The 21,738-nt window shown below is 71.9% G+C and carries 25 protein-coding genes and 3 tRNA genes; 14 read left to right on the forward strand and 14 right to left on the reverse strand.

Features of this window, described 5'->3' with window-relative positions; translation table 11 throughout:
• Nucleotide 1: 1 nt before the first annotated feature.
• The 8 genes from crtI to AB0D28_RS12430 all read left to right on the forward strand — a co-directional run bounded on the left by crtI (nt 2) and on the right by AB0D28_RS12430 (nt 5,582).
• Entirely contained in the window at nt 2–1,483 is a 1,482-nt protein-coding gene (gene crtI, locus AB0D28_RS12395) for a phytoene desaturase family protein (protein ID WP_357385316.1), read from the forward strand.
• Complete coding sequence (idi, locus tag AB0D28_RS12400; RefSeq protein WP_357385071.1) at nt 1,480–2,073, forward strand: isopentenyl-diphosphate Delta-isomerase; 594 nt, start codon at nt 1,480–1,482, stop codon at nt 2,071–2,073. The genes crtI and idi overlap by 4 nt, the downstream gene beginning before the upstream one ends.
• Nucleotides 2,063–3,010 (forward strand): MerR family transcriptional regulator, encoded by a 948-nt coding sequence (locus AB0D28_RS12405; protein WP_357385073.1) that lies wholly within the window; start codon nt 2,063–2,065, stop codon nt 3,008–3,010. The genes idi and AB0D28_RS12405 overlap by 11 nt, the downstream gene beginning before the upstream one ends.
• A gap of 76 nt (nt 3,011–3,086) precedes the next feature.
• Entirely contained in the window at nt 3,087–3,872 is a 786-nt protein-coding gene (locus tag AB0D28_RS12410) for a polysaccharide deacetylase family protein (RefSeq protein WP_357385075.1), read from the forward strand.
• 143 nt (nt 3,873–4,015) lie between these two features.
• Nucleotides 4,016–4,088 (forward strand) — tRNA-Glu (locus tag AB0D28_RS12415).
• A gap of 33 nt (nt 4,089–4,121) precedes the next feature.
• A tRNA-Asp gene (locus AB0D28_RS12420) sits at nt 4,122–4,195 on the forward strand.
• Between the two features lie 76 nt (nt 4,196–4,271).
• Nucleotides 4,272–4,345: transfer RNA gene (locus tag AB0D28_RS12425), tRNA-Phe, on the forward strand.
• Between the two features lie 271 nt (nt 4,346–4,616).
• Entirely contained in the window at nt 4,617–5,582 is a 966-nt protein-coding gene (locus tag AB0D28_RS12430; RefSeq protein ID WP_357385077.1) for a hypothetical protein, read from the forward strand.
• Nucleotides 5,583–5,729: 147 nt separating this feature from the next.
• Here the strand turns inward: AB0D28_RS12430 and AB0D28_RS12435 are convergent, their stop codons facing one another.
• Together AB0D28_RS12435 and AB0D28_RS12440 are read right to left on the reverse strand one after the other, a co-directional pair.
• Entirely contained in the window at nt 5,730–6,167 is a 438-nt protein-coding gene (locus tag AB0D28_RS12435) for an ArsI/CadI family heavy metal resistance metalloenzyme (protein ID WP_357385079.1), read from the reverse strand.
• Nucleotides 6,168–6,315: 148 nt separating this feature from the next.
• Nucleotides 6,316–6,912, reverse strand: coding sequence for a hypothetical protein (locus tag AB0D28_RS12440; protein WP_357385081.1), 597 nt, complete (start codon nt 6,910–6,912; stop codon nt 6,316–6,318).
• Nucleotides 6,913–7,098: 186 nt separating this feature from the next.
• Here AB0D28_RS12440 and AB0D28_RS12445 point away from each other — a divergent pair, with 186 nt between their 5' ends.
• On the forward strand, nt 7,099–7,617 hold the full coding sequence (locus tag AB0D28_RS12445) for an SRPBCC family protein (RefSeq protein WP_357385083.1): 519 nt from the start codon (nt 7,099–7,101) through the stop codon (nt 7,615–7,617).
• A gap of 24 nt (nt 7,618–7,641) precedes the next feature.
• Here the strand turns inward: AB0D28_RS12445 and AB0D28_RS12450 are convergent, their stop codons facing one another.
• Together AB0D28_RS12450 and AB0D28_RS12455 are read right to left on the reverse strand one after the other, a co-directional pair.
• Nucleotides 7,642–8,346 carry a DUF2786 domain-containing protein gene (locus AB0D28_RS12450; RefSeq protein ID WP_357385085.1) on the reverse strand — a complete coding sequence of 235 codons (705 nt, stop codon included), beginning with the start codon at nt 8,344–8,346 and terminating at the stop codon, nt 7,642–7,644.
• Nucleotides 8,347–8,391: 45 nt separating this feature from the next.
• Nucleotides 8,392–8,781 carry a hypothetical protein gene (locus AB0D28_RS12455; RefSeq protein WP_043327529.1) on the reverse strand — a complete coding sequence of 130 codons (390 nt, stop codon included), beginning with the start codon at nt 8,779–8,781 and terminating at the stop codon, nt 8,392–8,394.
• A 166-nt stretch (nt 8,782–8,947) separates the two neighbouring features.
• Here AB0D28_RS12455 and AB0D28_RS12460 point away from each other — a divergent pair, with 166 nt between their 5' ends.
• Nucleotides 8,948–10,285, forward strand: a complete 1,338-nt coding sequence (locus AB0D28_RS12460; RefSeq protein WP_357385087.1) for an ABC transporter substrate-binding protein — start codon at nt 8,948–8,950, stop codon at nt 10,283–10,285.
• 65 nt (nt 10,286–10,350) lie between these two features.
• Here the strand turns inward: AB0D28_RS12460 and AB0D28_RS12465 are convergent, their stop codons facing one another.
• A complete protein-coding gene (locus AB0D28_RS12465; RefSeq protein ID WP_357385089.1) occupies nt 10,351–11,094 on the reverse strand; it encodes an enoyl-CoA hydratase/isomerase family protein in 744 nt (247 codons plus the stop codon).
• A complete protein-coding gene (locus AB0D28_RS12470) occupies nt 11,091–11,948 on the reverse strand; it encodes a 3-hydroxyacyl-CoA dehydrogenase family protein (protein WP_357385091.1) in 858 nt (285 codons plus the stop codon). Before AB0D28_RS12470 ends, AB0D28_RS12465 begins: the two co-directional genes overlap by 4 nt.
• A gap of 162 nt (nt 11,949–12,110) precedes the next feature.
• On the opposite strand from AB0D28_RS12470, the gene AB0D28_RS12475 reads away from it, so the two are divergent.
• Nucleotides 12,111–12,398, forward strand: coding sequence for a hypothetical protein (locus tag AB0D28_RS12475; RefSeq protein ID WP_357385093.1), 288 nt, complete (start codon nt 12,111–12,113; stop codon nt 12,396–12,398).
• A 53-nt stretch (nt 12,399–12,451) separates the two neighbouring features.
• Here AB0D28_RS12475 and AB0D28_RS12480 read toward each other — a convergent pair whose 3' ends face one another.
• On the reverse strand, nt 12,452–13,231 hold the full coding sequence (locus AB0D28_RS12480) for a class I SAM-dependent methyltransferase (protein ID WP_357385095.1): 780 nt from the start codon (nt 13,229–13,231) through the stop codon (nt 12,452–12,454).
• A gap of 46 nt (nt 13,232–13,277) precedes the next feature.
• Between AB0D28_RS12480 and AB0D28_RS12485 the strand changes: the two genes are divergently transcribed.
• Nucleotides 13,278–13,691 (forward strand): PPOX class F420-dependent oxidoreductase, encoded by a 414-nt coding sequence (locus AB0D28_RS12485; RefSeq protein WP_357385097.1) that lies wholly within the window; start codon nt 13,278–13,280, stop codon nt 13,689–13,691.
• Between the two features lie 66 nt (nt 13,692–13,757).
• Here AB0D28_RS12485 and AB0D28_RS12490 read toward each other — a convergent pair whose 3' ends face one another.
• On the reverse strand, nt 13,758–13,967 hold the full coding sequence (locus tag AB0D28_RS12490) for a BldC family transcriptional regulator (protein WP_007073996.1): 210 nt from the start codon (nt 13,965–13,967) through the stop codon (nt 13,758–13,760).
• Nucleotides 13,968–14,223: 256 nt separating this feature from the next.
• The gene (locus AB0D28_RS12495; RefSeq protein WP_357385099.1) at nt 14,224–15,063 is read right to left on the reverse strand and encodes a hypothetical protein; all 840 of its coding nucleotides are present in this window, start codon (nt 15,061–15,063) and stop codon (nt 14,224–14,226) included.
• A gap of 174 nt (nt 15,064–15,237) precedes the next feature.
• Here AB0D28_RS12495 and AB0D28_RS12500 point away from each other — a divergent pair, with 174 nt between their 5' ends.
• Nucleotides 15,238–16,320, forward strand: a complete 1,083-nt coding sequence (locus AB0D28_RS12500) for a Glu/Leu/Phe/Val dehydrogenase dimerization domain-containing protein (protein ID WP_357385101.1) — start codon at nt 15,238–15,240, stop codon at nt 16,318–16,320.
• A gap of 289 nt (nt 16,321–16,609) precedes the next feature.
• Nucleotides 16,610–16,825 (forward strand): DUF3073 domain-containing protein, encoded by a 216-nt coding sequence (locus AB0D28_RS12505; protein WP_013283429.1) that lies wholly within the window; start codon nt 16,610–16,612, stop codon nt 16,823–16,825.
• A gap of 133 nt (nt 16,826–16,958) precedes the next feature.
• Here AB0D28_RS12505 and amcA read toward each other — a convergent pair whose 3' ends face one another.
• The 5 genes from amcA to AB0D28_RS12530 all read right to left on the reverse strand — a co-directional run bounded on the left by amcA (nt 16,959) and on the right by AB0D28_RS12530 (nt 21,620).
• Nucleotides 16,959–17,168 carry a multiple cyclophane-containing RiPP AmcA gene (gene amcA, locus AB0D28_RS12510; RefSeq protein ID WP_357385103.1) on the reverse strand — a complete coding sequence of 70 codons (210 nt, stop codon included), beginning with the start codon at nt 17,166–17,168 and terminating at the stop codon, nt 16,959–16,961.
• Nucleotides 17,149–18,240, reverse strand: a complete 1,092-nt coding sequence (gene amcB, locus AB0D28_RS12515; protein ID WP_357385318.1) for a cyclophane-forming radical SAM peptide maturase AmcB — start codon at nt 18,238–18,240, stop codon at nt 17,149–17,151. Before amcB ends, amcA begins: the two co-directional genes overlap by 20 nt.
• Before the next feature lie 127 nt (nt 18,241–18,367).
• Nucleotides 18,368–19,522: a phosphoribosylformylglycinamidine cyclo-ligase gene (purM, locus tag AB0D28_RS12520; protein ID WP_357385105.1), complete on the reverse strand. Its 1,155-nt coding sequence runs from the start codon at nt 19,520–19,522 to the stop codon at nt 18,368–18,370.
• Nucleotides 19,523–19,579: 57 nt separating this feature from the next.
• Nucleotides 19,580–21,097, reverse strand: a complete 1,518-nt coding sequence (gene purF / locus AB0D28_RS12525; RefSeq protein WP_216931519.1) for an amidophosphoribosyltransferase — start codon at nt 21,095–21,097, stop codon at nt 19,580–19,582.
• Nucleotides 21,098–21,266: 169 nt separating this feature from the next.
• On the reverse strand, nt 21,267–21,620 hold the full coding sequence (locus AB0D28_RS12530; protein WP_357385108.1) for a sterol carrier family protein: 354 nt from the start codon (nt 21,618–21,620) through the stop codon (nt 21,267–21,269).
• Nucleotides 21,621–21,738: the final 118 nt, after the last annotated feature.

The following is a 21,738-nucleotide window of genomic DNA, read 5'->3' on the forward strand; positions in this document are numbered from 1 at the left end:
AATGCGTACCGTCAAGGGACGGACCGACCGGGTGGTAGTGGTCGGCGCCGGGCTGGGTGGACTGGCCTGCGCGCTGCACCTGGCCGGCAGCGGCCGGCAGGTGACGGTGCTGGAACGCGAGCCGGTGCCGGGCGGGCGCGCCGGGCGGCTAAGCGTCGACGGGTACGAGTTCGACACCGGCCCGACCGTCCTCACCATGCCCGACCTGATCGCCGAGGCGCTCGGCGCGGTGGGCGAGGAGCTGACCGACTGGCTCGACCTGACCCCGCTCGACCCGGCCTACCGCGCGTACTACCCGGACGGGTCGACGCTCGACGTCATCACCGACACCACCCGGATGGCCGCCGAGATCGCCCGGGTCTGCGGGCCCCGGGAGGCGGACGGCTACCTGCGTTTCGTCGACTACGCCCGCAACCTGTGGCAGTGGGAACGGGCCGACTTCATCGAGCGCAACCTCGACGCGCCGACCGACCTGATCACCGGCAACCTGCTGAAGCTGTTCGCCAACGGCGCGTTCCGGCGACTCCAGACGAAGATCAACCAGTTCTTCCGCGACCCGCGTACCCAGCGGATCTTCTCCTTCCAGGCCATGTACGCGGGTCTGTCGCCGCACGACGCGCTGGCGATCTACGCGGTCATCGCGTACCTCGACTCGGTGGCCGGGGTGTGCTTCCCGCGCGGCGGCATCCACGCGGTCTCGCGCGGCATGGCCGGCGCCGCCGAGAAGCACGGCGTGCAGATCCGGTACGGCACCACGGTGACCCGGGTGGAGACCGCCAACGGCCGCGCCACCGGCGTCGTCACCGCGGACGGCGACTTCGTCCCCGCCGACACTGTGGTGCTCAACCCGGACCTGCCGGTCGCCTACCAGGACCTGCTGCCGCCCAGCCGGCAGCGCAAGCTCACCTACTCGCCGTCCTGCGTGGTGCTGCACATCGGCTCGACGCAGGGCTATGGCAAGATCGCCCACCACAACATCCACTTCGGGCGCTCCTGGAAGGGCACGTTCGACGAGGTGATCCGCCGAGGCGAGCTGATGACCGACCCGTCGCTGCTGGTGACGAACCCGAGCCGCACCGACCCGTCGGTCGCGCCGGCCGGAAGGCACGCCTACTACGTGCTGGCCCCGGTACCGAACCTGGAACGGGCGCCGTTCGACTGGCCGGGCGACCTCACCGACCGGTACGCCGAACAGCTCGTCGGCACGCTGGAGGAGCGCGGCTACGTCGGGTTCGGCGACGGCATCGAGGTGATGCGGGCGGTCACCCCGGCCGACTGGGAGGCGCAGGGCATGGCCGCCGGCACGCCGTTCGCCGCCTCGCACAGCCTCTTCCAGACCGGCCCGTTCCGCCCCGCCAACCTGCACCGGTCCCTGGAGAACGTGGTGTTCGTCGGCTCCGGCACCCAGCCGGGCGTCGGCGTGCCGATGGTGCTGATCAGCGGCAAGCTCGCCGCCGCCCGGGTCACCGGGGCGATGTCGTGAGCGAGCGGGAGACCCACCTGGTCGAGCTGGTCGACGACGACGGGCGGGTGCTCGGCGAGACCACGGTCGCCGCCGCGCACCAACCACCCGGGCGGCTGCACCGCGCCTTCTCGGTGCTCCTCGTCGACCCCGAGGGGCGGGTGCTGTTGCAGCAGCGGGCCCCGGTCAAGACGCGGTTCCCGCTGCGCTGGGCGAACTCCTGCTGCGGGCACCCGCTGCCCGGCCAGTCGCCGGCCGAGGCCGCCAACCGGCGGCTCGCCGAGGAACTCGGCATCGACCCGGTCGACCTCACCGAGGTCGGCGTCTACCTCTACTACGCCGAGGACCCGGCGACCGGCCGGGTCGAGTTCGAGTACGACCACGTGCTGCGCGCCGACGTACCCGCCGACCTGGCCACGCGGCCCGACCCGGACGAGGTGGCCGGCCTGCGCTGGGTCGACCCCGGCGCGGTGGTGGCCGACCTGGACGCCCACCCGCGCGAGTACGCCCCGTGGCTGGGCGGCGTGGTCAACCGGCTGCTGCACCCGACCGACGCGTCCCGGCCGGGTGTACCGGCCACCGAGGCACCGGAGCGGTCGGGTGGCCGATGAGGCGCTGAGCGCGGGGGCCGTCGCACGCCGTCTGGGCGTGGCGGTCACCACGCTGCGCACCTGGCACCAGCGCTACGGCCTCGGTCCCAGCGAGCACATACCGGGCCACCACAGGCGCTACACGCCCGCCGACCTGGCCCGGCTGGAGATCATGCGCCGGCTGACCGCCGAGGGGGTCGCGCCCGCCGAGGCGGCCCGCTGGGCCCGGCAGGCGCCGGCCGTGCTGCCGCCGGAGCGGCTCGGCCTCAAGGCACGGGTCTCGACGGTACGCGACGGCGGCGGCACCACCATCCCGGTCGGCCGGGCCGGGCCGGCGGCGCGTGGGCTGGCCCGTGCCGCGATGCGGCTGGACTCGGTGACCATCAGCCAGACCATCGCCGACGCGCTGGCCGCCGACGGAGTGGTGGCGACGTGGGAGGGGCTGCTGCGGCCGGTGCTGGCCGGCATCGGGGAGCGGCACGCCGCCACCTCCGCGCTGATCGAGGTGGAACACCTCATGTCCCGCTGCGTGTCCGAGGCGTTCGCCACAGTGGCGTGGGCCTACCGGACCACCGGGCCGCCCCGGATCCTGCTCTCCTGCGCCGACGAGGAGCAGCACTCGCTGCCGCTCGAGGCGCTCGGCGCCGCGCTGGCCGAGGCCGGTGTGAGTTATCGCATGCTCGGCGCCCGGGTGCCGGTGCCGGCCCTGGTCGAGGCCGTCAACCGGACCGGGCCGGCGGCTGTGGTGCTGTGGTCGCACATCCGCGCGACCGCCGACCCGTGCCAGCTCAGCGCGTTGCTGGCGGTGCCGCGCCGGCCGCTGCTGGTGCTCGCCGCCGGGCCCGGCTGGCGGGCCGACTCGCTGCCGGCCGGCGTGGTCCGGCCGGTCGGTTTGGCCGAGGCGCTGTCGCTGGCCGTGGCGGTACGGGACTCGCTGGACCAGTCGACGACAAGCTGAACCCCTCTCCCGTTCCGGGGCGGCGTCCACTACGGTCGGAAAGTCCGTCTGACCCCGACCCCTCCGGGAGCGACGAATGCGTCCACGCGCCCTGTCGGCGCTCGCCCTGGGCCTGGTACTCCTCGTCACCGGCTGCGGCGATCCCGGCAAGTCACCCGAGAAGGCCGCCGCACCGCCGTCGGCCTCGGCGTCGCCCTCACCGGCGCCGGTGACGAAGCCCTCACCGACCCACACCCCCGCGAAGCCGAAGCTGCGCCCGCTGCCGAAGAAGCTGCCGGCGGGCCTGCACCGGGCCAGCGGGAGCAAGGGCGTGGCGCTCACCTTCGACGACGGGCCGGATCCGCGCTACACCCCGCAGATCCTGGCCCAGCTCCGGACTGCCGGGGTGAAGGCCACCTTCTGCGTCGTCGGCAAGCAGGCCAAGCGCTACCCGGAGCTGGTGGCCCGGATCGCCCGGGAGGGCCACCAGCTCTGCAACCACAGCTGGCACCACGACGTGAACCTGGGCCGGCGCTCCCCGGCCGAGATCCGGTCCGACCTGGAGCGGACCAACCAGGCCATCCACGCCGCCGCACCGAAGGCGCCGATCACCTGGTTCCGCCAGCCGGGCGGCCGCTGGACGGCCGAGGAGGTCACGATCGCCGGGCAGATGGGCCTGCGCCCACTGCACTGGAGCGTCGACCCGCAGGACTGGGACCACCCACCGGCGAAGGCGATCATCAAGCGGGTGACGGGTGCCACCCGGCACGGCTCGGTCGTGCTGATGCACGACGCGGGCGGCGACCGGGCCCAGACGATGGCCGCCTGCCGGCACCTGATCCCGGACATCAAGCGGCGGTACGGCATCGCCCTACCGCGCTGAACTGCGGTTTTGTCCGACTCCCCGGTCAGGCCGATACCGGTTTGGTCGTCCGCGCAGGCATGACATATGCTTCTCCTGCCTCCGGCGGGGCCGGATGGGAGCAAGTCCGCTTGAAGTTGCGAGTGTGCAATGATGGCGGGGCCGCCCTCATCGTCTAGCGGCCCAGGACGCCGCCCTTTCAAGGCGGTAGCACGGGTTCGAATCCCGTTGGGGGCACGGTCCGGCTCGCGCCGGATGCAACACCAGCCAGGTCCTGTGGAGCAGTTGGAGTGCTCGCCGCCCTGTCAAGGCGGAGGTCGCGGGTTCAAGTCCCGTCAGGACCGCAAGCGCTGACGCCGCGCAGCTCGATGCGCGGCGTTCTGCGTATCGGCCCGTGCGGTAGCATGTGCCGAGCACCACGGCCAGGTAGCTCAGTTGGTACGAGCGTCCGACTGAAAATCGGAAGGTCGGCGGTTCGACCCCGCCCCTGGCCACATAGCCTTTCGCCGGGCTACAGGAACGCCGACCAGCGGAGACGCGGGTCGGCGTTCTGCTTTGCGGCCCCAGGAAGCCACAACTACTCTCTGCAATCGAGCCCTCGCGCCGGCTCGATGCGCGACAGCCGCATCGGGAGTCGCAGCCCGGCCGCTTGATGGACTCGGCCGGGTGCTCCGGAACGTGGAACGGGTACTCGCGCCGCACGTCCCGCGTCTAGGGTGAGCGGGCCCGCCGAGCGGCGGACCGAACGCCACCGGAAGGTCGCCTGTGCGTGCGCTGCGTACGGCCCTCACGCCGGTCCTCGTCCTCGCCGTGGTGCTGCTCGGCGGCTGTGGCCGGATCTCGGGGCTCCTGGACTCCGTCTCCCTGTTCCATCCGGTCTGGTCCACCGATGGCTGGGTCTACTACCTGCGGGAGGTGACCTCGACCTCGGGCTCGGACCAGGCCGAGGTGTGGCGGCAGCGGCCCGACGGGAGCGCCGAGGAAGCCGTTCTCACACGCGCCCCAGCGGTGTCCGCCTGCGAAGCGGGCCTGTTCAGCTTCCTCTTCGCCGGCCCGGGCGCCGACCTCGGGCTGGCCCTCGAATGCGGCTGGGACCGAACGGAGCTGCTGAGCTACTCGCCCGCCGACAAGACGTTCGAGCCTCTGGCGTCGACGCGCTTCCTCGCCGGTGCCGCACTCGTGAACGGTGGCGGCGGGGGATATGTGCAGGCGCCCCGAGAGTGCGGTCCGGGCGGAGTCCAGCTGCTCGCCGACGGGAAGGCGTACGAGTTCGGCGCTCCGGTGACGGTGGGCGGACTGACCTTCAATCCCAGCGGCGGTGACACGGACTGCGAGTCGACGGTGCTGGCACGGTCGCCCGCAGCGCTGGGTGAGCGGCTGTTCTTCATCACCGCACCCGACTCCCTCGGCAGGTTGCCGCTGCCGCCCGAGGTGAGTCCGGACGACCTCACCTGGCACCTGACCGAGTGGGACGTCGGCTCGGCCACAGCCCGGTTCGTCACGAAGCTCCCCGGCCTCGCCGACCTGGCGGTGTCGCCGGACGGCCGGTCGGTGATCGCCGCCGTCGCGACGGACCACGTGGGCGGGGTCTGGTCGGTCGATGTCGGCAGCGGCAGGAAGACGAGGATCGCCGACGGTGAGCGCGCGCATCACCCGAGATTCTCGCCCGACGGGACGCGGTTCGTCTACGTCGAGGGCTTCAAACGGCTGAAGTTCGCCGAGGCACGGTAAGTCGCCGGTCGGGTCGGGGAATTCGCGATCAGGGCGTAACGCGAGCCGCTCAGCGGCTCAAGTACGGGTAAGCCATCGCCCAGACCACTCGCCATCGGGCCGGTCCCCACCGGCGGACGGGCCGGTGGGGACCACGCCGCATCCGGCTCACACGGCGGCGGGCTGCTCCGCCGTGTCCGAGGCGCAGCAGGCGCTCTCGGTCACCTTCTCCAGCTGCGGCGAGTCGGCCTTGACCGTGTAGACCTCCCAGCGTTCGTCGCCGGGGCCGCGTACCCAGACCTTGTCCTGGAGCGCGTAGCAGCACTCGGTGTCGTTCTCCTCCAGCGTGATCAGGCCGGACTCGGTGAGCCGGTTGGTGGCCGCGTTCACCTCCTCGGTGGTGGCCACCTCGACCCCGAGGTGGTCCATCACCGTCGGCAGGCCGGGCTCACCTTCGAGGAGTACGAGCTTCAGCGGCGGGTTCTCCACCGCGAAGTTGGCGTAGCCGGGGCGGCGCTTTGCCGGCTCGACGCCGAACAGCTTGCTGTAGAAGTCCACCGATCCTTCGAGGTCGGACACGCGTAGGGCGAGCTGAACGCGGGACATGGGCGCTCCTTATCTAGATTTCTGTCGAAGCAGGGTCAACCTTGCCGCCTGTTTCGAAGGCTGTCAACCTAGAGAACCGTCGAAACAAGTATGTTGATCAAGGAGTTTGCGTCAGCCGGAGCCGGTGAGCCGGACACAAACTCCTTGATCACCGGAACGAGGGCGGGGGGCCGGGGGCGAAGGGCGGGGCCGGAACGGGGTGGGGGTCAGGGTTTGGGGGGTTGGCGGTTCTGGGTGGGGTTGCCCTGGATCGCCTCCCAGACGCTCCGGCCGGCCTGCCGCAGTGCCTGTCCGGCCTGTCCCGCCAGTTGTGCCGCCTCGGCGGCGGCGCTCGCGGGCTGGCCGGAGTGCTCCGGACCGCGCTTCTTCTCGGTGGGGCAGTGGCCGAGCGGGCCAGCGCGTCGATCAGCTGCGGGTTGCGGTCGATGGTGGTCAGCGCCCGGTCCAGGATCCGCACCAGCTTCTCCAGCCGCACCTTGAGCAGCGCCTCGGCGCTCACCCCGGTGACGTCGAGTTCGACGCCCTTCAGGTGTACCCGCACTCCGGCGTCGATCTGGAGCAGGTCGGCCAGCCGGGCGCGCAGCGACAGGTCGGCGTCGAGCCCGTCCACCGCGAGCCGGATCTCGTCGACGGTCAGTTCCGGCACGTCGAGCAGGACGTCCGGCTCCGACTCGTAACCGCCCGGCGAGTCGGGCCGCTCGTGGCCGGGATCCGGAACTGGTTCGGTGGCTCGGCTGTCGGTCATGCTCCCCGCTCTCCCCCATCGGTCCGGTCGGCGGCGCTTACCCGCTTTGCGGTACGGCATCCGCCGCCCTTCGCGCAGAGCGCCTGTCCCACCACTCAGCGCTGTCGGAAAACGGAGTTCCCGGTGTCCGGAAGCGGCCGCCTCGGAAGCTGCACACCGAGACATGAGCCGGTATGGTCCGGACCTATGGGACAGGAGATGGCCGATCCGGATGAGGTCCGGCAGGAATCCGACCGCTTCTCCCTCCGCAGCAACCTGCTCGTCCCGGCCTCCGCCGAGCGGGCGTACGCCGTCTTCACCGGCGCGCTGGCCGACTGGTGGGTGCGGGAATACACCTGGTCCGGTCCGGAGGCGCTCACCGCGATCGGCATCGAACCGCGGGCCGGCGGCATGCTCTACGAGATCGGGCCGTACGGCTTCCGCAACGACTGGGGTCGCGTGCTGACCTGGGATCCGCCCCGGCGGCTGGTGTTCACCTGGCAGATCGGCCCGGATCGGGTGCCGGTGCCGGATCCGGCGCGGGCCAGCGAGGTGGAGGTGCTGTTCCACTCCGACGGCCCGGAGCACACCCGGGTGGAGGTCGAGCACCGCTACTTCGACAGGCACGGCACGGCGGCCGAGGGCTACCGCGAGGCGCTCACCGCCGGCTGGCACGAACTGCTCTGCCGTTACCTGGCGACGGTCGCCCGCACCACCGCCGCCTGACCCGCGCCGAGCGGGCGCACCGGGTCAGCCGGCGATGCCCGGCGCCGCGCCGGTGCCGGCCACGCCGGTGCCGCCCAGGTCGGCCCGGCGGCCGGCGTCCGCGCCGGAACCGAAGCCACCGCCCGCCAGCCGCCGTCGCGGGGCGGTGCGCAACCGGGGGTACGCCTCGGCGACCCGGTGCTGGACGCGATCGGAGCGGTCGGCGAGCACCAGCGCCGTCGAGGGCCCGCCCGCCTCCGCCACCGCCTTGTTCTCGGCCGCGCGCAGTCGTTCCGCGACGACGTACGCGAACCCGGCCAGCCAGGTACGCCGGAACGCCGCCGGATGCTCCCCGGCCGGTACGGCAGCACCGGCGAGCCCGTGCGCGGCCTGCACCAGCAGCGAGGTGAACAGCAGCTCGACCCGTTCCAGGTCGCTGGCGAAGCCGAACAGGTGCATGACGAAGCCGTTGCCCTGCCGGCGGCGTACGCATCGGCAGCGCAGCGGTTCGGCGACCGCCGCGAGCAGGCCGGCCTTGTCCCGCGCGTACGGTGCGACCACCTCGACGGTCCGGTCACCCACCGGGTCGACCGCCGGATCGCGCGCGGCGAGCAACGCCCGGTCGACGCCGTAGCGGGCGATCAGCTCGGTGGCCTTGGCCATGAAGGCCGCCGACTCGGCGGGCGTGCAGGCCGGGTCCTCGGCCTGGGCGAGCAGCTTGCGCACCTTGCTGAGCATCGCCTCGGACATGCACCCAGAGCTACCACAGCCGGGGCGACGGGCCGCGCGGCGGGCTCAGTCCGACCGGCTGCGCAGCGTGGCGATCGTCGAGCCGGCGAGGGTGAGGAGGCAGTCGGGCAGCAGCCCGTCGGCCGCCGCCGCCCCGAACAACGCCTCGCCGGTGTCCGCGTCGTCGTTGGCGCACGCGCTGACGAAGCGGGCCACCCACCGCGTGTCGTAGTCGGCCTGGTCGATGCCGGGGAAGTCGAGGGCGGCGCCGCCGGCCGGGGCGTCGTCGCCGAGCATGGTCGCGGCGAGGCACCACGCCACTCCGTACGCCCCGGCGAGGCCGGAGCGGTCCACCACCGCGTCGAACGTGCCCACCACCCCGGCGCCGTCCCCGGCGAGGGCCGAACGGAGCACGGCGGTCGCGTCGTCGAGCGTCTGCTGTGCTTCGTCGTTCACCCGCGGAACAGTATCGCCGGGGGTCAAGCGGTGACCCGGAAACAGCCCGTTGAGCACGCAGAGTGACCCCCGCAGTCGGGGTGCCGACGCAGCCGACTCCACAGTCCCGCGTGCCGCACGAGCACGCTAAGGTGCGCAGCGGACCTTCGCCGGAGGAAGGACGACCATGCTGAGAACACGCACGTCGCGCGCGGCCCTGTCCATGGCCTGCGCGGCGCTCCTGCTCGCCACGAGCGCCTGCGGGAGCGACGAGCCGGAGGAAGCGCCCGCCACCCAGGTGCGCCTCTACGGCACCGACGGCAACATGACCAATTCGTACGCCACGGAACTCAAGGACCGGGCGGATCTGGTGAACGGGATGAAGGGCACCACGCCCCTCACTCCGCTGCCGGAGAGCTTCAAGGAACGGCTACTCGCCGTAGACCCGAAGCTGACCGACTTCCTCTACTCCGCCGAGTCCTACGACGCGGTCGTGATCAGCGTGCTGGCCGCCCAGCTCGCCGGCACCACCGCGCCGGCCGAGATCGCCAAGCAGATCGTCGGCGTGACCACCGGCGGCGAACGCTGCGACGACGTGGCGGCCTGCCTCCAGCTCGCCCGCGCCGGCCGGGACATCGAGTACCGGAGCGTGTCGCTGACCCGTTCGGGGTTCACCGACGCCGGTGAGCCGGCCACCGCGAGCTACGGCACCCGGCACTTCGACAACCAGAAGATCGACGACAGCAAGACCGAGTTCGTCGGCGCCGGTGAGGAGTCCGGGGCGAGCACCAAAACCCCGCCGCGTGGTCGCAAGCTGCGTGACGGCAAGGCGAAGGACGCCCCGCTGGTCCTCGGCGGGCTGCTGCCCAAGACCGGTGACCTGGCGCTGGCGTACCCACCGCTGGCGGCCGGCGCCGCGCTCGCGATCCGCGAGGTCAACGCCGCCGGCGGCGCGCTCGGTGAGCCGGTCAAGTGGATCGAGGGCGACGACGGCACCAACCCGGAGATCGCCAAGGTCACCGTCGCCTCTCACGTGAGCAGGGGCGTCCACGTCATCATCGGCGCGGGCGGCTCCGGCATCTCCCGGGCTGTGCTGCCGGACGTGGTGGCCGCCGGGCGGATCCTGTTCTCCCCGTCGAACACCGACGCCGGGCTGAGCACCGTGGACGACAAGGGCCTCTACTTCCGTACCGCGCCGCCGGACAGCCTCCAGGGCCGGGCGCTTGCCGACGTGATGCTCCGGGACGGCCCGCGCAAGATCGCGATCCTGGCCCGTAAGGACTCCTACGGCGAGGGCCTCCAGGAGAACGTCCGCTCCGAGCTGGACAAGGCCGGGATCGGCGCGGACCGGGTCAAGCTGCTGACCTACGAGCCGCCCGCGGACCCGAAGACGCCAGTGGACTTCAGCGGCGTCGCCAGGGAGATCAAGGCCTTCGGGCCGGAGGCGCTGCTGCTCATCGGCTTCGCCGAGTCCGCGCCGGCCATCCCGGCGCTCGACGACGCCGGAGTCGACATCAAGCGCTGAGGCGCACCGACGTGGAGGGCCGCACCGGATGACACCGGTGCGGCCCTCGTCGTCTCCCGCCGTCCTCAGCGTGACCGGCGCCGCTCCAGGAACTCGGTCATCCGCCGGCGCTTCTCCTCGTCCTCGAACAGCACCGCCTGGCTCAGCAGGTCGAGCTGCGGGTGCGCGGCCGCCGGGGCGTCTACCGCCAGCTTGGTCAGCCGCAGCGCCAACGCGGAACCCTTCGCCATCTCGTCGAGCAGGCCGTGCGCGGTGGGCAGCAGCTCCGCCGGTTCGGCCACCACCCGGTTCACCAGCCCGATCCGCAGCGCCTCCTCGGCGTCCACCCGCCGGCCGGTGAACAGCAGTTCCTTGGCCCGGGCCTCACCGATCAACGCCGGCAGCCGGTAGGTCGCGCCCGCGCCGGCCAGGATGCCCAGCCGCACCTCGGGCTGGCCGAACACCGCGCGGTCCGTGCACACCCGGAGATCGCAGGCGTACGCCAGCTCGGCGCCGCCGCCCAGCGCCGGCCCGTCGACGGCCGCGACGGTGGGCATCGGCAGCGCCCGGATGCGGGCGAAGACGCCCTGGTTGATGGCGGCCAGCGCGTCCAGCCGGCCGCGTTCGCGGAGCTGAGCGATGTCGGCGCCGCCGGCGAAGATGCCCGCCGTCCCGCCGGTGAGCAGCAGCAGCCGGGGACGCGCCTCCAGGTCGGCGCAGACCGCGTGCAGCTCGCCCACCAGGTCGGCGTCGATGGCGTTGCGCTTCTCCGGCCGGTCCAGCGTCACCACGAGCCGGTCCGGCAGCTCCTCGATCCGCAGCCCCGTCATTGCCTCACGCCGTCCTTCCAGGTGTAGAAACCCTGCCCCGACTTCTTGCCCAGCTTCCCGGCGGCGACCATCTCGACCAGCAGCGGCGGCGGCGCGAAGCGGTCCCCGTACGCGGCCTGGAGGGTGCGGGCGATGTCCAGCCGCACGTCCAGCCCGACCAGGTCGGTCAGCTCCAGTGGGCCGATCGGGTGCCGGTAGCCGAGCACCATCGCCTTGTCGATGTCGGCCGGGCTCGCCACCTCGTCGGCCACCATCCGGATCGCCTCCAGGCCGAGCGTGACGCCGAGGCGGGAGGTGGCGAAGCCGGGCATGTCGCGTACCACGACGGGGTCCTTGCCCAGCCGGGCGGCGAGCGCGACGGCCGCCTCGGTCGTAGCCGGCGCGGTGGCCGGGCCGACCACGACCTCGAGCAGCGCCATCGCCCACACCGGATTGAAGAAGTGCAACCCGAGGAAGCCGGCGGGACGCTCCAGCCCGGCGGCCAGGTCGGTGATCGGGATGCTCGACGTGTTGCTGCCCAGTAGCGCCGGACGGCGGCTCTCCGCCTCGCGCAGTACGGCGCGCTTCAGGTCGAGCCGCTCGGGCACCGCCTCCACGATCACGTCGGCGCCCTCGGCCACCTCGGCGAGCCCGGCCCGGAGCGTGACGCGGGCCCGGTTGGCGGTGGCGGCCTCCTCGGTCAGCTTGCCGCGCAGCACACCCCGGTCCCAGAGTTCGCCGAGCCGGCGCAGTGCCTCGGCGCCCCGGGCGGGGTCGACCTCGACCAGTTCGACCGCGTACCCGGCGCCGGCCGCCACGTACGCGATGCCGAGGCCCATGGTGCCGGCCCCGACGACCACAAAACGACCACTCATCGACGTCCCCTCGCCGCGGCGGGGGCGCGCGGGGTCTCCGCCGCCGGGCCCGTCCGCTCGCTCGTTCCTGCATGCGACCCTATGCATGGCCGGGCCGCCGGGATGCGTGGGGGCGGAGCGGACGGGGTAAGGACGGCCGTCAACGCCGAAGGAAGGAACGAGATGAGCCAGGCACCGGAGAGCGCGGAGAGCACCGAGACGGTCGAGACCCGCGGCGACGAGCGGATTGACCTGCTCCGCGCGGACACCAACAACGACGGCAAGACCGACGTGTGGGTGGTGGACACCGACGGCGACGGCAAGGCCGACCTGTTCCAGTTCGACACCGACGGTGACGGCAAGGTGGACATCACCATGGTGGACATCGACGAGGACGGCACGCCGGACGAGGTGGTCGACGGCGACGGCGGGCTGCCCCCGGAGCAGACCACCCCCACCGTCCAGGTCTGAGCATGTAAGGAAGGGCCCCTTCTTAACGCCTAGGCGCTTGAAAGGGGCCCTTCCTAACGCCGCAGCTCCAGCGTGGCGAGGTAGTAGGGGTGGTCGGTGTCGTCCACGTCGGTCAGTCGCCACGGTGAGCCGTGGACCAGTCCGGCGAACTCCTCGGGCGAGCAGACCAGATAGTCGAACCACTCGGTGCCGAGCAGGCGGTAGCGCAGCCGCAGCCGCAGTTGCCCGCCGATCCGGCCCCGCTGCCGGTTGCGCTCGTGATAGGCGGTGTGCACCGGGTCGGTGGTGCCGTACGGGTCGGTGCCGTGGGCGATCACCCGCGCGCCGGGGCGGGCCAGCGCGGCGAGCGCGGCGAGCATCGCCGGGGCGCGTTCCCGCCCCTCGAACAGGCCGAGGTTGTTGCCGAGCAGCAGGAACGTGTCGTACCGGCGGCCGTCGGCGGCGTGCTCGTCGACGGTGCCGTGCACGAGGTCGCGTACGCCCCGGTGGCGGCTGACGCGCAGCGCGCCGAGCGAGGTGTCCAGCCCGGTGACCGGCACGCCCCGGTCCTGCAGGTGCAACGCGATCCGGCCGGCGCCGACGCCGACGTCGAGCACGTCCCCGCGTACCCGGTCCACGGCCCGGTGGTCGTGCGGCTGCCACAGCTGCGGCGGGTCCAGGTAGTGCCCGGCGGGTGCGCCGTTGACGAGCCCGTCGTCGCGTTCGATGATCTCGATGACCGGCCGGGGCAGGCGACCGCCGGCCATCGGGCGCGGCCCGATTCCGGTGGCGACCGCGTACGCGTCGCGGATCATCTCGCCGAACACGTCGCCGATCTCGGGTTCCCCGGTCATGCCCGCAACGCTATCCGGGGGCCGGAGACGCCGTATCCTTGGCGGCGTGACCGACCTGGACCGCTTGGCGGCGGAGAAGTACGTCCTGCTCACCACGTTCCGCAAGGACGGCCGGGCGGTGCCGACTCCGGTGTGGGCGGTACGCGACGGCGACGGGCTCGCGGTGTGGACGGTGGCCGACTCCGGCAAGGTGAAGCGCATCCGGCGGGACGGCCGGGTCACCGTGGCGCCGTGCGACGTGCGCGGCCGGCCGCACGGCGCGGCGGTCCCGGGGCACGCGACGATCGCCGACGCGGAGAGCACCGACCGGGTGCGGGGCCTGCTCAAGCAGAAGTACCGGCTGATCGGGCGGCTGAGCCTGCTCGGTAGCCGGCTGCGCCGGGGTGAGCGCGGCACGGTGGGACTGCGGATCGTACTGGACGGGTCGACCCCGGAAACGACTGAGCCCGGACACGATTAAGGGCGGTGGATCGTCGCTGCCGCGACGGCACCGCCCCTGATCGGAACGCCGGAGAACGCCGGTTCGTCAGTCTCCCTGGCGCTGCTGGGGGATCTGCCCCTGTAGCAGAGCTCGAACCTCCGACTCGCGGTAGCGGCGGTGGCCGCCCAGGGTCCGGATGGCGCTGAGCTTGCCAGCCTTGGCCCACCGGGTCACCGTCTTCGGGTCGACACGGAACATCGACGCCACCTCGGCCGGTGTGAGTAGCGGCTCAGGTTCGTGCGTTCGCGATGCCATCGGGGTCACTCCTCCACATGTATAGACATCGGCCGGGGTCCCGCCGGCCGACGCGTCTCCCATGGTCCGGCTAGTCCCCGATGTCCGACATGGGCCGAACGGCTGAAGGTCCCTAGACGGACGGATGAACCATGCCCGATTTTTACGACTTTTATGCCGCAGAAACTACCTTATTCGGACTCATGATCACGGTTCGTGATGCATCAACTACGAGACACACTCGTGTCCAAGGCCACTAAGTGTGGCAAACCGGGCGTCAGTTGCAGCGCTCCAGCAGTTGCACCGCGCGCCAGCGGGCGACCAGCTTGTCGTACGCGGCGGACGCCTCCTCGGCCTCGCCCCGGCCCAGTCCGGACAGTCCGGTGGCGACCAGCTCGGGCGAGTCGTCGGCCTCGAGCGTCTCGTCCGGCAGCAGTTGCACCAGGCCGCCGTAGTCCAGCTCGACCACGGAACGCGGGTGGAACTCCTCCAGCCACCGGGCCGCCTCCTCGACCGCCTCGGTGATCGGCGCCTCGCCAATCGACTTGCGCAGCACCGACAGCGCCCGGGACGCCCGGCGACGCGCCTTGGAGATCTCCGTGCGGTAGCGCAGCGCCCGCCGCTCCGGCTCGGTGACCAGGTGCCGCTCACCGGCCTCGAACAGCACGAACCAGCGCAGCGGCACCCCCCAGGTGGCGATATGCTCGTGCACCCGGGGCACCCCGTGCTCCAGCACCCGGGCCCCGCTGCGCCAGTCCTCCACCACTGCCTTCGCCTGCCCGGCGAGCACCGGCGGCACGAACGCGTCGGCCAGCACCGAGGGCACGCCGTCGCGGGCGCTCAGCGCCGCCTCGGCGACCCGGATCCGCAGGTTCCACGGGCAGACCAGCAGCGCGTCGTCGGCCTCCAGGACGTACGCCTCGTCGGGCAGGTCGGGCAGCCGGGTCCAGCCGGCGCCGAGCGCCTCGATCACCGCCGACCGCTGCCGTACCGGTCCCTCCAGCGGGGCTATCGCGCGGCCCTCGCTGACGTACCGGCGCCAGTACGACTGCCGATCCCGGTCGAAGGCGGTGAGCGGCTCGTACACGCGCAGGTATGAAGCGAAGAGCGACGGCACGGCGCGATCCTCCCACGAGACGGGACCATCCGTCGCCGCCCTTGGGCCCGTGGCGTGACATGCGCGACAGTACGGTTCGGGCCGATATTAGGCTCGACGACACCGGCAGCATCCCGCCGGCGTGCCACCAGGTTCCGCACCCCACAAGGGCGCTCACCGACACAGGAGTCAGCCATGAGCGTATTCGCCAGTACCGACGACCCCGTTTCCACAGGGCATGAGCAGGTCGTGTTCTGCCAGGACAAGCAGTCCGGCCTGAAGGCGATCATCGGGATCTACTCCACCGCGCTGGGCCCCGCGCTCGGCGGCACCCGGTTCTACCCGTACGCCAGCGAGGCCGACGCCCTCGCCGACGTGCTCGACCTCTCGCGCGGCATGGCCTACAAGAACGCCCTGGCGAACCTCGACCTCGGTGGCGGCAAGGCGGTCATCTGGGGTGACCCCGAGCAGATCAAGAGCGAGGCGCTGCTGCGCGCGTACGGCCGCTTCGTCGAGTCGCTGAACGGCCGCTACTACACCGCCTGCGACGTGGGCACCTACGTGGCGGACATGGACGTGATCGCCCGCGAGACCCGCTTCGTGACCGGCCGCAGCGTGGAACACGGCGGCGCGGGTGACTCGTCGATCCTCACCGCCTGGGGCGTGTTCCAGGGGATGCGGGCCGCCGCCGAACACGTCTGGGGCAGCCCGACGCTGGCCGGCCGCCGGGTCGGCGTGGCCGGGCTGGGCAAGGTCGGCAAGTACCTGACCGCCCACCTGCTCGACGACGGCGCCGAGGTCGTGGCGACCGACGTCAGCCCGCGCGCCCAGGAGTGGGCGCGCACCACCCACCCGCAGGTCACCCTGGTCGACGACACCGCGGCGCTGGTGACCTCCGACATCGACGTGTACGCCCCGTGCGCGCTCGGCGGCGCGCTGAACGACGACACCGTGCCGGTGCTGCGGGCCAAGGTGGTCACCGGGGCGGCGAACAACCAGCTCGCCCACCCGGGCATCGAGAAGGTGCTCGCGGACCGGGGCATCCTCTACACGCCCGACTACGTGGTGAACGCGGGCGGCGTGATCCAGGTGGCCGACGAGATCGACGGCTTCAACTTCGACCGCGCCAAGCTGCGCGCGACCCGGATCTTCGACACCACCCGGCAGATCCTCCGGCTCGCCGACGACGAGGGCGTGCCGCCGGCGGTCGCCGCGGACCGGCTCGCCGAGCGGCGGATGGCGGAGGTCGGCCGGCTGCGCGCGATTCATCTGCGGTGAAGCTCACCCGGGGGTGGAGCGGCGGCTCCACCCCGGGGGCCGCGCGCGTTAAGCTGACCATCGGCACCGTTCATGCCGGTATGTCCGGTGTCATGGCCAGCCCCGGGTCCTACCCCTTACCCGGTACACTTTGTGACGGCTGGACCACCGCAACGCGCAGGTCCGGTCGACGGTGACCCGAGGTGCCGAACGATGGCATCCCCATGTACCGTAAGAGCCACGAGAGATGCCTGACGTCATCGGGGCCCGCCTTCGGGCTGCCCCGCATTCTGTGCGAGGGGGTCGAGCCATGGGGCGCGGCCGTGCTAAGGCCAAGCAGACGAAGGTGGCGCGGGAGTTGAAGTATCACTCCCCGAACACCGACCTAACCGCCTTGCAGCGCGAACTGGCGGGTAGTGGAAAGTCTGAGCACAACTTCGACGACGACTACAAAGAGTATGTCGACGACGATGACGAGGACCACGCGGACGACGACCCGGACACCTGGGCTCGTCCGACCCGCTGACCTCCGGTCACATCTGAGCACGCGGTAACCCCCGCGTGCTCACGCATGTGCTCTGCTGAGCCGGCGTACGACCGACGATGCAGGGGCCTGCCGTGCCGACTCGCCGGCAGGTCCCTGATCGCGGAACCGCCCTTCAGCGTGGCCGGTTGTTCCAGTTGTAGAACGTCGGGATGTTCTCGAAGTGGTTCCACGCGCAGACCGCGTCGGCACCGTCGCCCGACACCTCCGCCCGCAGCAGCCGTGCCGCCTCCGCCTCACGGAGCAGAGCGGTAAGCCCCGCAGCGGCCCCCCGTACCCGGTCGGCGACGACCTCCCGGTCGGTGTCACTGATGGTCTCGGGCATGCTCCAACACTCCCTCCAGTAGGCGGATCTTGCTGTTGCGGCAGTGCTCGGTCTCCGTGCCGTCGAAACGCCCCAGCTCGAAGTAACGGTTGGCGGCGTGCCCGCCGCCGCAGAACCCGAAGTACGCGCAGGAGTCCCGGCACGCCTCCACGCCGGCGAGGAACTCGCCCACCCACGGCGTGCCGGCCGCGCCGGCGAGGATGTCGCGCAGCGGCGTGGTGAGCACGTTTCCGCTGGCGAAGTCGCCGTAGTGCGGGTCGGTGAACCCGGCCAGCTCCGGCGAGAGCACCACCACCGAGCCGTCATGCCCGACCGTCGGGATCGGGTCGAGGCTACGGGGCAGCAGGTCGTGCGCGGTGCCGGCCAGCACCGCGCCCGCGTACCGCAGCGACCACTCCACCTCACGCAGGTGGATCCGGGGATCCCGCCGCCAGGCCGCCACCAGCTCCGCCCAGAACCCGGTGACCGCGCCCGCGTCCCGGGCGTTCGTCCGGGTGTTGACGCCCTCGGTCTCCTCGATGTTGACGCCGAGCACGTCGCAGCCCAGGTCGAGGAAGTAGTCGTACAGCTCGGTCGCCAGGCCCGGCTCCGGCCGCGAGACCACAGCGAGCGCCGAGAACGGCAGGCCGTGACGGCGCAGCGCCGCCACACCCGTCACGATCCGGTCGTACGCGGGCCGCCCGCCCCGGTTGACCCGCTCGGCGTTGCGCGCCCGCGGCCCGTCCACGCTGACGCTGACCCGCACCCGGTGCTCGGCGAAGAACGCGCACCAGGCGTCGTCGATCAAGGTCGCGTTCGTCTGCACGTGGTGCTCGACATCCGGCCCGAACGGCGCCAGCAGCGCGGCCAGGTGCTCCCGGCCGGCCGCGAGCGGCTCACCGCCGTGCCACACCACGGAGAAGCGACCGCTCGCGGCCCACTGGTTCACCGACGCCGCCACCGCCTCGGCGACGGCCACCGGCATCCGCCTGTCGACCGCCCGCAGGGGCAGGTAGCAGTAGGCGCAGTCGAGGTTGCACAGCGTCGTCGGCTGCATCACCACGTACGACGGGACGACGGCGATGCCCCGCATACCCTCAGGCGTGCGCGCGGCCATCAGCACCTCCCCCGCCTGCCTGAAAACCGAACCTCCAGGCTAGGCCGAGGCGACCGCCCGGGTGAACCCCCGATCAGGTGCCCGGCCGATGGGCGCAGGGTGATCAGCCTCGGGTGTGCTGCCCGACCATCTGCACGTTGCCGGACCCCTCGATGATCTCGCCGGCCTGCCAGGCGTCCACGCCCCGGCCGGTCAGGGTGGCCAGCGCGCGGTCGGCGTCCTCGGCGGAGACGATCGCGAACATGCCGACGCCCATGTTGAAGGTTGCCTCCATCTCCGGGTCCTCGATCCGGCCCTTGGACTGGATCAGGTCGAAGATCGGCTGCGGCTTCCAGGTGGAGCGGTTCACCACGGCGTCGACGTGCTCGGGCAGCACCCGGACCAGGTTGCCGGGGATGCCGCCGCCGGTGACGTGGGCCAGCGCCCGCACCTCGGCCTCGGCGATCAGCTTGAGGCAGTCCTGCGCGTAGATCTTGGTCGGGGTTAGCAGCTCCTCGCCCAGCGTCCGCTGGCGGCCGAAGTCGTCGATCACCACGTCCAGCCGCATCCGGCCGGCGCCGAGCAGCACGTGCCGGACCAGGGAGTAGCCGTTGGAGTGCAGGCCGGACGAGCGCATCGCGATCACGACGTCGCCCACCTCCACCCGGTCCGGGCTGAGGATCTCGCTCTCCTCCACCACGCCGACGCCGGTGGCCGAGATGTCGTACTCGTCGGGGCGCAGCACGCCCGGGTGCTCGGCGGTCTCGCCACCCAGCAGCGCGCAGCCGGCGTACCGGCAGCCGTCCGCGATGCCGGCGCCGATCTCGGCGACCTTGTCCGGCACGACCTCGCCGGTGGCGATGTAGTCGAGCAGGAACAGCGGCTCGGCGCCGCAGGCCACCAGGTCGTCGACGACCATCGCGACCAGGTCGATGCCGACCGTGTCGTGGATGTCGAGCTGCTGGGCGATCACCAGCTTGGTGCCCACGCCGTCGGTCGAGGACGCCAGGATCGGGTTCTTGTACTTCTTCGTGTCCAGCCGGAACAGGCCGGCGAAGCCGCCCAGGTCACCCATGACCTCGGGGCGCCGGGTCTCCTTGACCTTGGACTTGAGCAGTTCGACAGCGCGGTCGCCCGCCTCGATCGACACCCCGGCGTCGGCGTACGAGACCGAGCGTTTGCGCTGCGTCCGGCCGGACCCGGCCGACCAGGGCTGGCGGTCGCCGCCGGCGCCCGTCGGGCTGGATCCTGCGCCGCTGCGCTCGGACACGTGCGTCACGGTTCTCCCCTTTGTGGTTCCCGCGAGCCCGGAGCGGCCGGACCCGCGTCGGTGGTGCTACGGGTGGTGGGTCGGTGTGGCGACGAGCGGACCGGTCGGCCCGGCCGCCTCGGCGGCGACCCGGCGTCCCACTCCTTCGAGCACGTGCTTGCCGATCAGGTTCCCGGCCGGCAGTTCGATCGGGTACTCCCCATCGAAGCACGCCCGGCAGAGCCGGCTCTTCGGCTGCTCGGTCGCGGCGATGAGACCGGGCAGCGAGACGTAACCGAGCGAGTCGGCACCGATGGACCGCCGGATGCCGTCGTTGTCCAGCCCGTTCGCCAGCAGCTCGGCGCGGGTGGCGAAGTCGATGCCGTAGAAGCACGGCCAGCTCACCGGCGGCGAGGAGATCCGGACGTGGACCTCCAAAGCGCCCGCCTCGCGCAGCAGCCGGACGATCGCCCGCTGGGTGGTGCCCCGCACGATCGAGTCGTCCACCACGACCAGGCGCTTGCCACGCACGTTCTGCCGCAGCGGGTTCAGCTTCAGCCGGACGCCGAGGGCGCGCAGCGTCTGCGAGGGCTGGATGAACGTGCGCCCGACGTACGGGTTCTTCATCAGGCCCTGGCCGTAGGTGATGCCGGACTCCTCGGCGTAGCCGATCGCGGCCGGGGTGCCGGACTCGGGCACCGGGATCACCAGGTCGGCCTCGACCGGGTGCTCCTTGGCGAGCTGGCGGCCGATCTGCACCCGCGCGGCGTGCACGTTGCGGCCGGCGATGGTGGCGTCCGGCCGGGCGATGTACACGTACTCGAAAAGACAGCCCTTGGGCTCGGGCGAGGCGAACCGGCTGGACCGCAGCCCGTTCTCGTCGATGGCGATCAGCTCGCCCGGCTCGACCTCGCGGACCACGCTCGCGCCGACGATGTCCAGCGCGGCCGTCTCGCTCGCCACCACCCAGCCGCGTTCGAGCCGGCCGAGCACCAGCGGGCGCACGCCGTGCGCGTCGCGCGCCGCGTAGAGCGTCGACTCGTCCATGAAGACGAAGCTGAACGCGCCGCGCAGCTGGGGCAGCACCTCCAGCGCGGCCGCCTCGACCGACAGGTCGGGCCGGCTGGCCAGCAGCATCGTGACCAGTGAGGTGTCGTTCGTCGAGCCGTCGGAGTCGAGCCCGCGCACGGCGGCCTCGCGCTGCAACTCGGCGGTGTTCACCAGGTTGCCGTTGTGCGCCAGCGCGATCGTGGTGCCGGCGCTCGTGGCCCGGATGGTCGGCTGGGCGTTCTCCCAGGTCGAGCCGCCGGTGGTGGAGTAGCGCGCGTGCCCGATCGCGACATGCCCGCGCAGGCTGGCCAGCGTCGGCTCGTCGAACACCTGGGCGACCAGGCCGAGATCCTTGTAGACCACGACACCGGAGCCGTCGCTCACCGCGATGCCCGCGGCCTCCTGACCGCGGTGCTGAAGGGCGTAGAGCCCGAAGTAGGTGAGGTTGGCGACCTCTTCACCCGGCGCCCAGACGCCGAAGACGCCACACGCGTCCTGTGGGCCGGGTCGCTGGGGGTCAAGGTCGTGGCTCAGCCGGCCATCGCCTCGGGGCACCTGCCGCTCCCTCGCAGTGGGGTCTGGACTGGCCTGGCGGAGTCGGGGGGTCAGCTCCGCACACATGGGCCGGGACCGTCGTCGGGTTCTCAGTGTACGCGACCAGCAGTCGATACCGACAGTCACGAGATGTCAGCCCAGCGTGAGCAGGATTTTCCCTGCCCAACGCCTAAATGGGGAGGTACGGGGATAGGTCAGCCCGGATTCCGGACACCCGGATGCGACCTTCGGTGACCGTTTCCGCCCAACCCGCGCGGCCGGTGGCGATCGCCAGCCACGTCGGCGGATCCATCTCCACCACGTTCGGCGGCGTGCCGCGGGTGTGTCGTGGGCCACTCACGCACTGGACCGCACCGTAGGGTGGGACGCGCACCTCCACCGATCGGCCGGGGGCACGATCCGCGAGGGCAGCCAAGAGCATCCGGACCGCCTCCCGGAGCACCGGCCGTTCGGGCGTACGCCCCTCGTCCAGCGCCGCCAGTGCGGCGAGTACCGCTTCGGAATAAGCGTGCGGAGAGGACACGACGGGACGATACGACCCGGCGGGACGCCGCCCGACGGCGGCCCTGGGTAGAGATGATCCGGTCAGACAAGGCATAGTTGCCGACGGCGTTATTCGTACCGTGAGTGATCAACCTCGG

The sequence above is a fragment of the Micromonospora sp. NPDC048169 genome, assembly GCF_040652815.1.
Lineage (GTDB): Bacteria > Actinomycetota > Actinomycetes > Mycobacteriales > Micromonosporaceae > Micromonospora.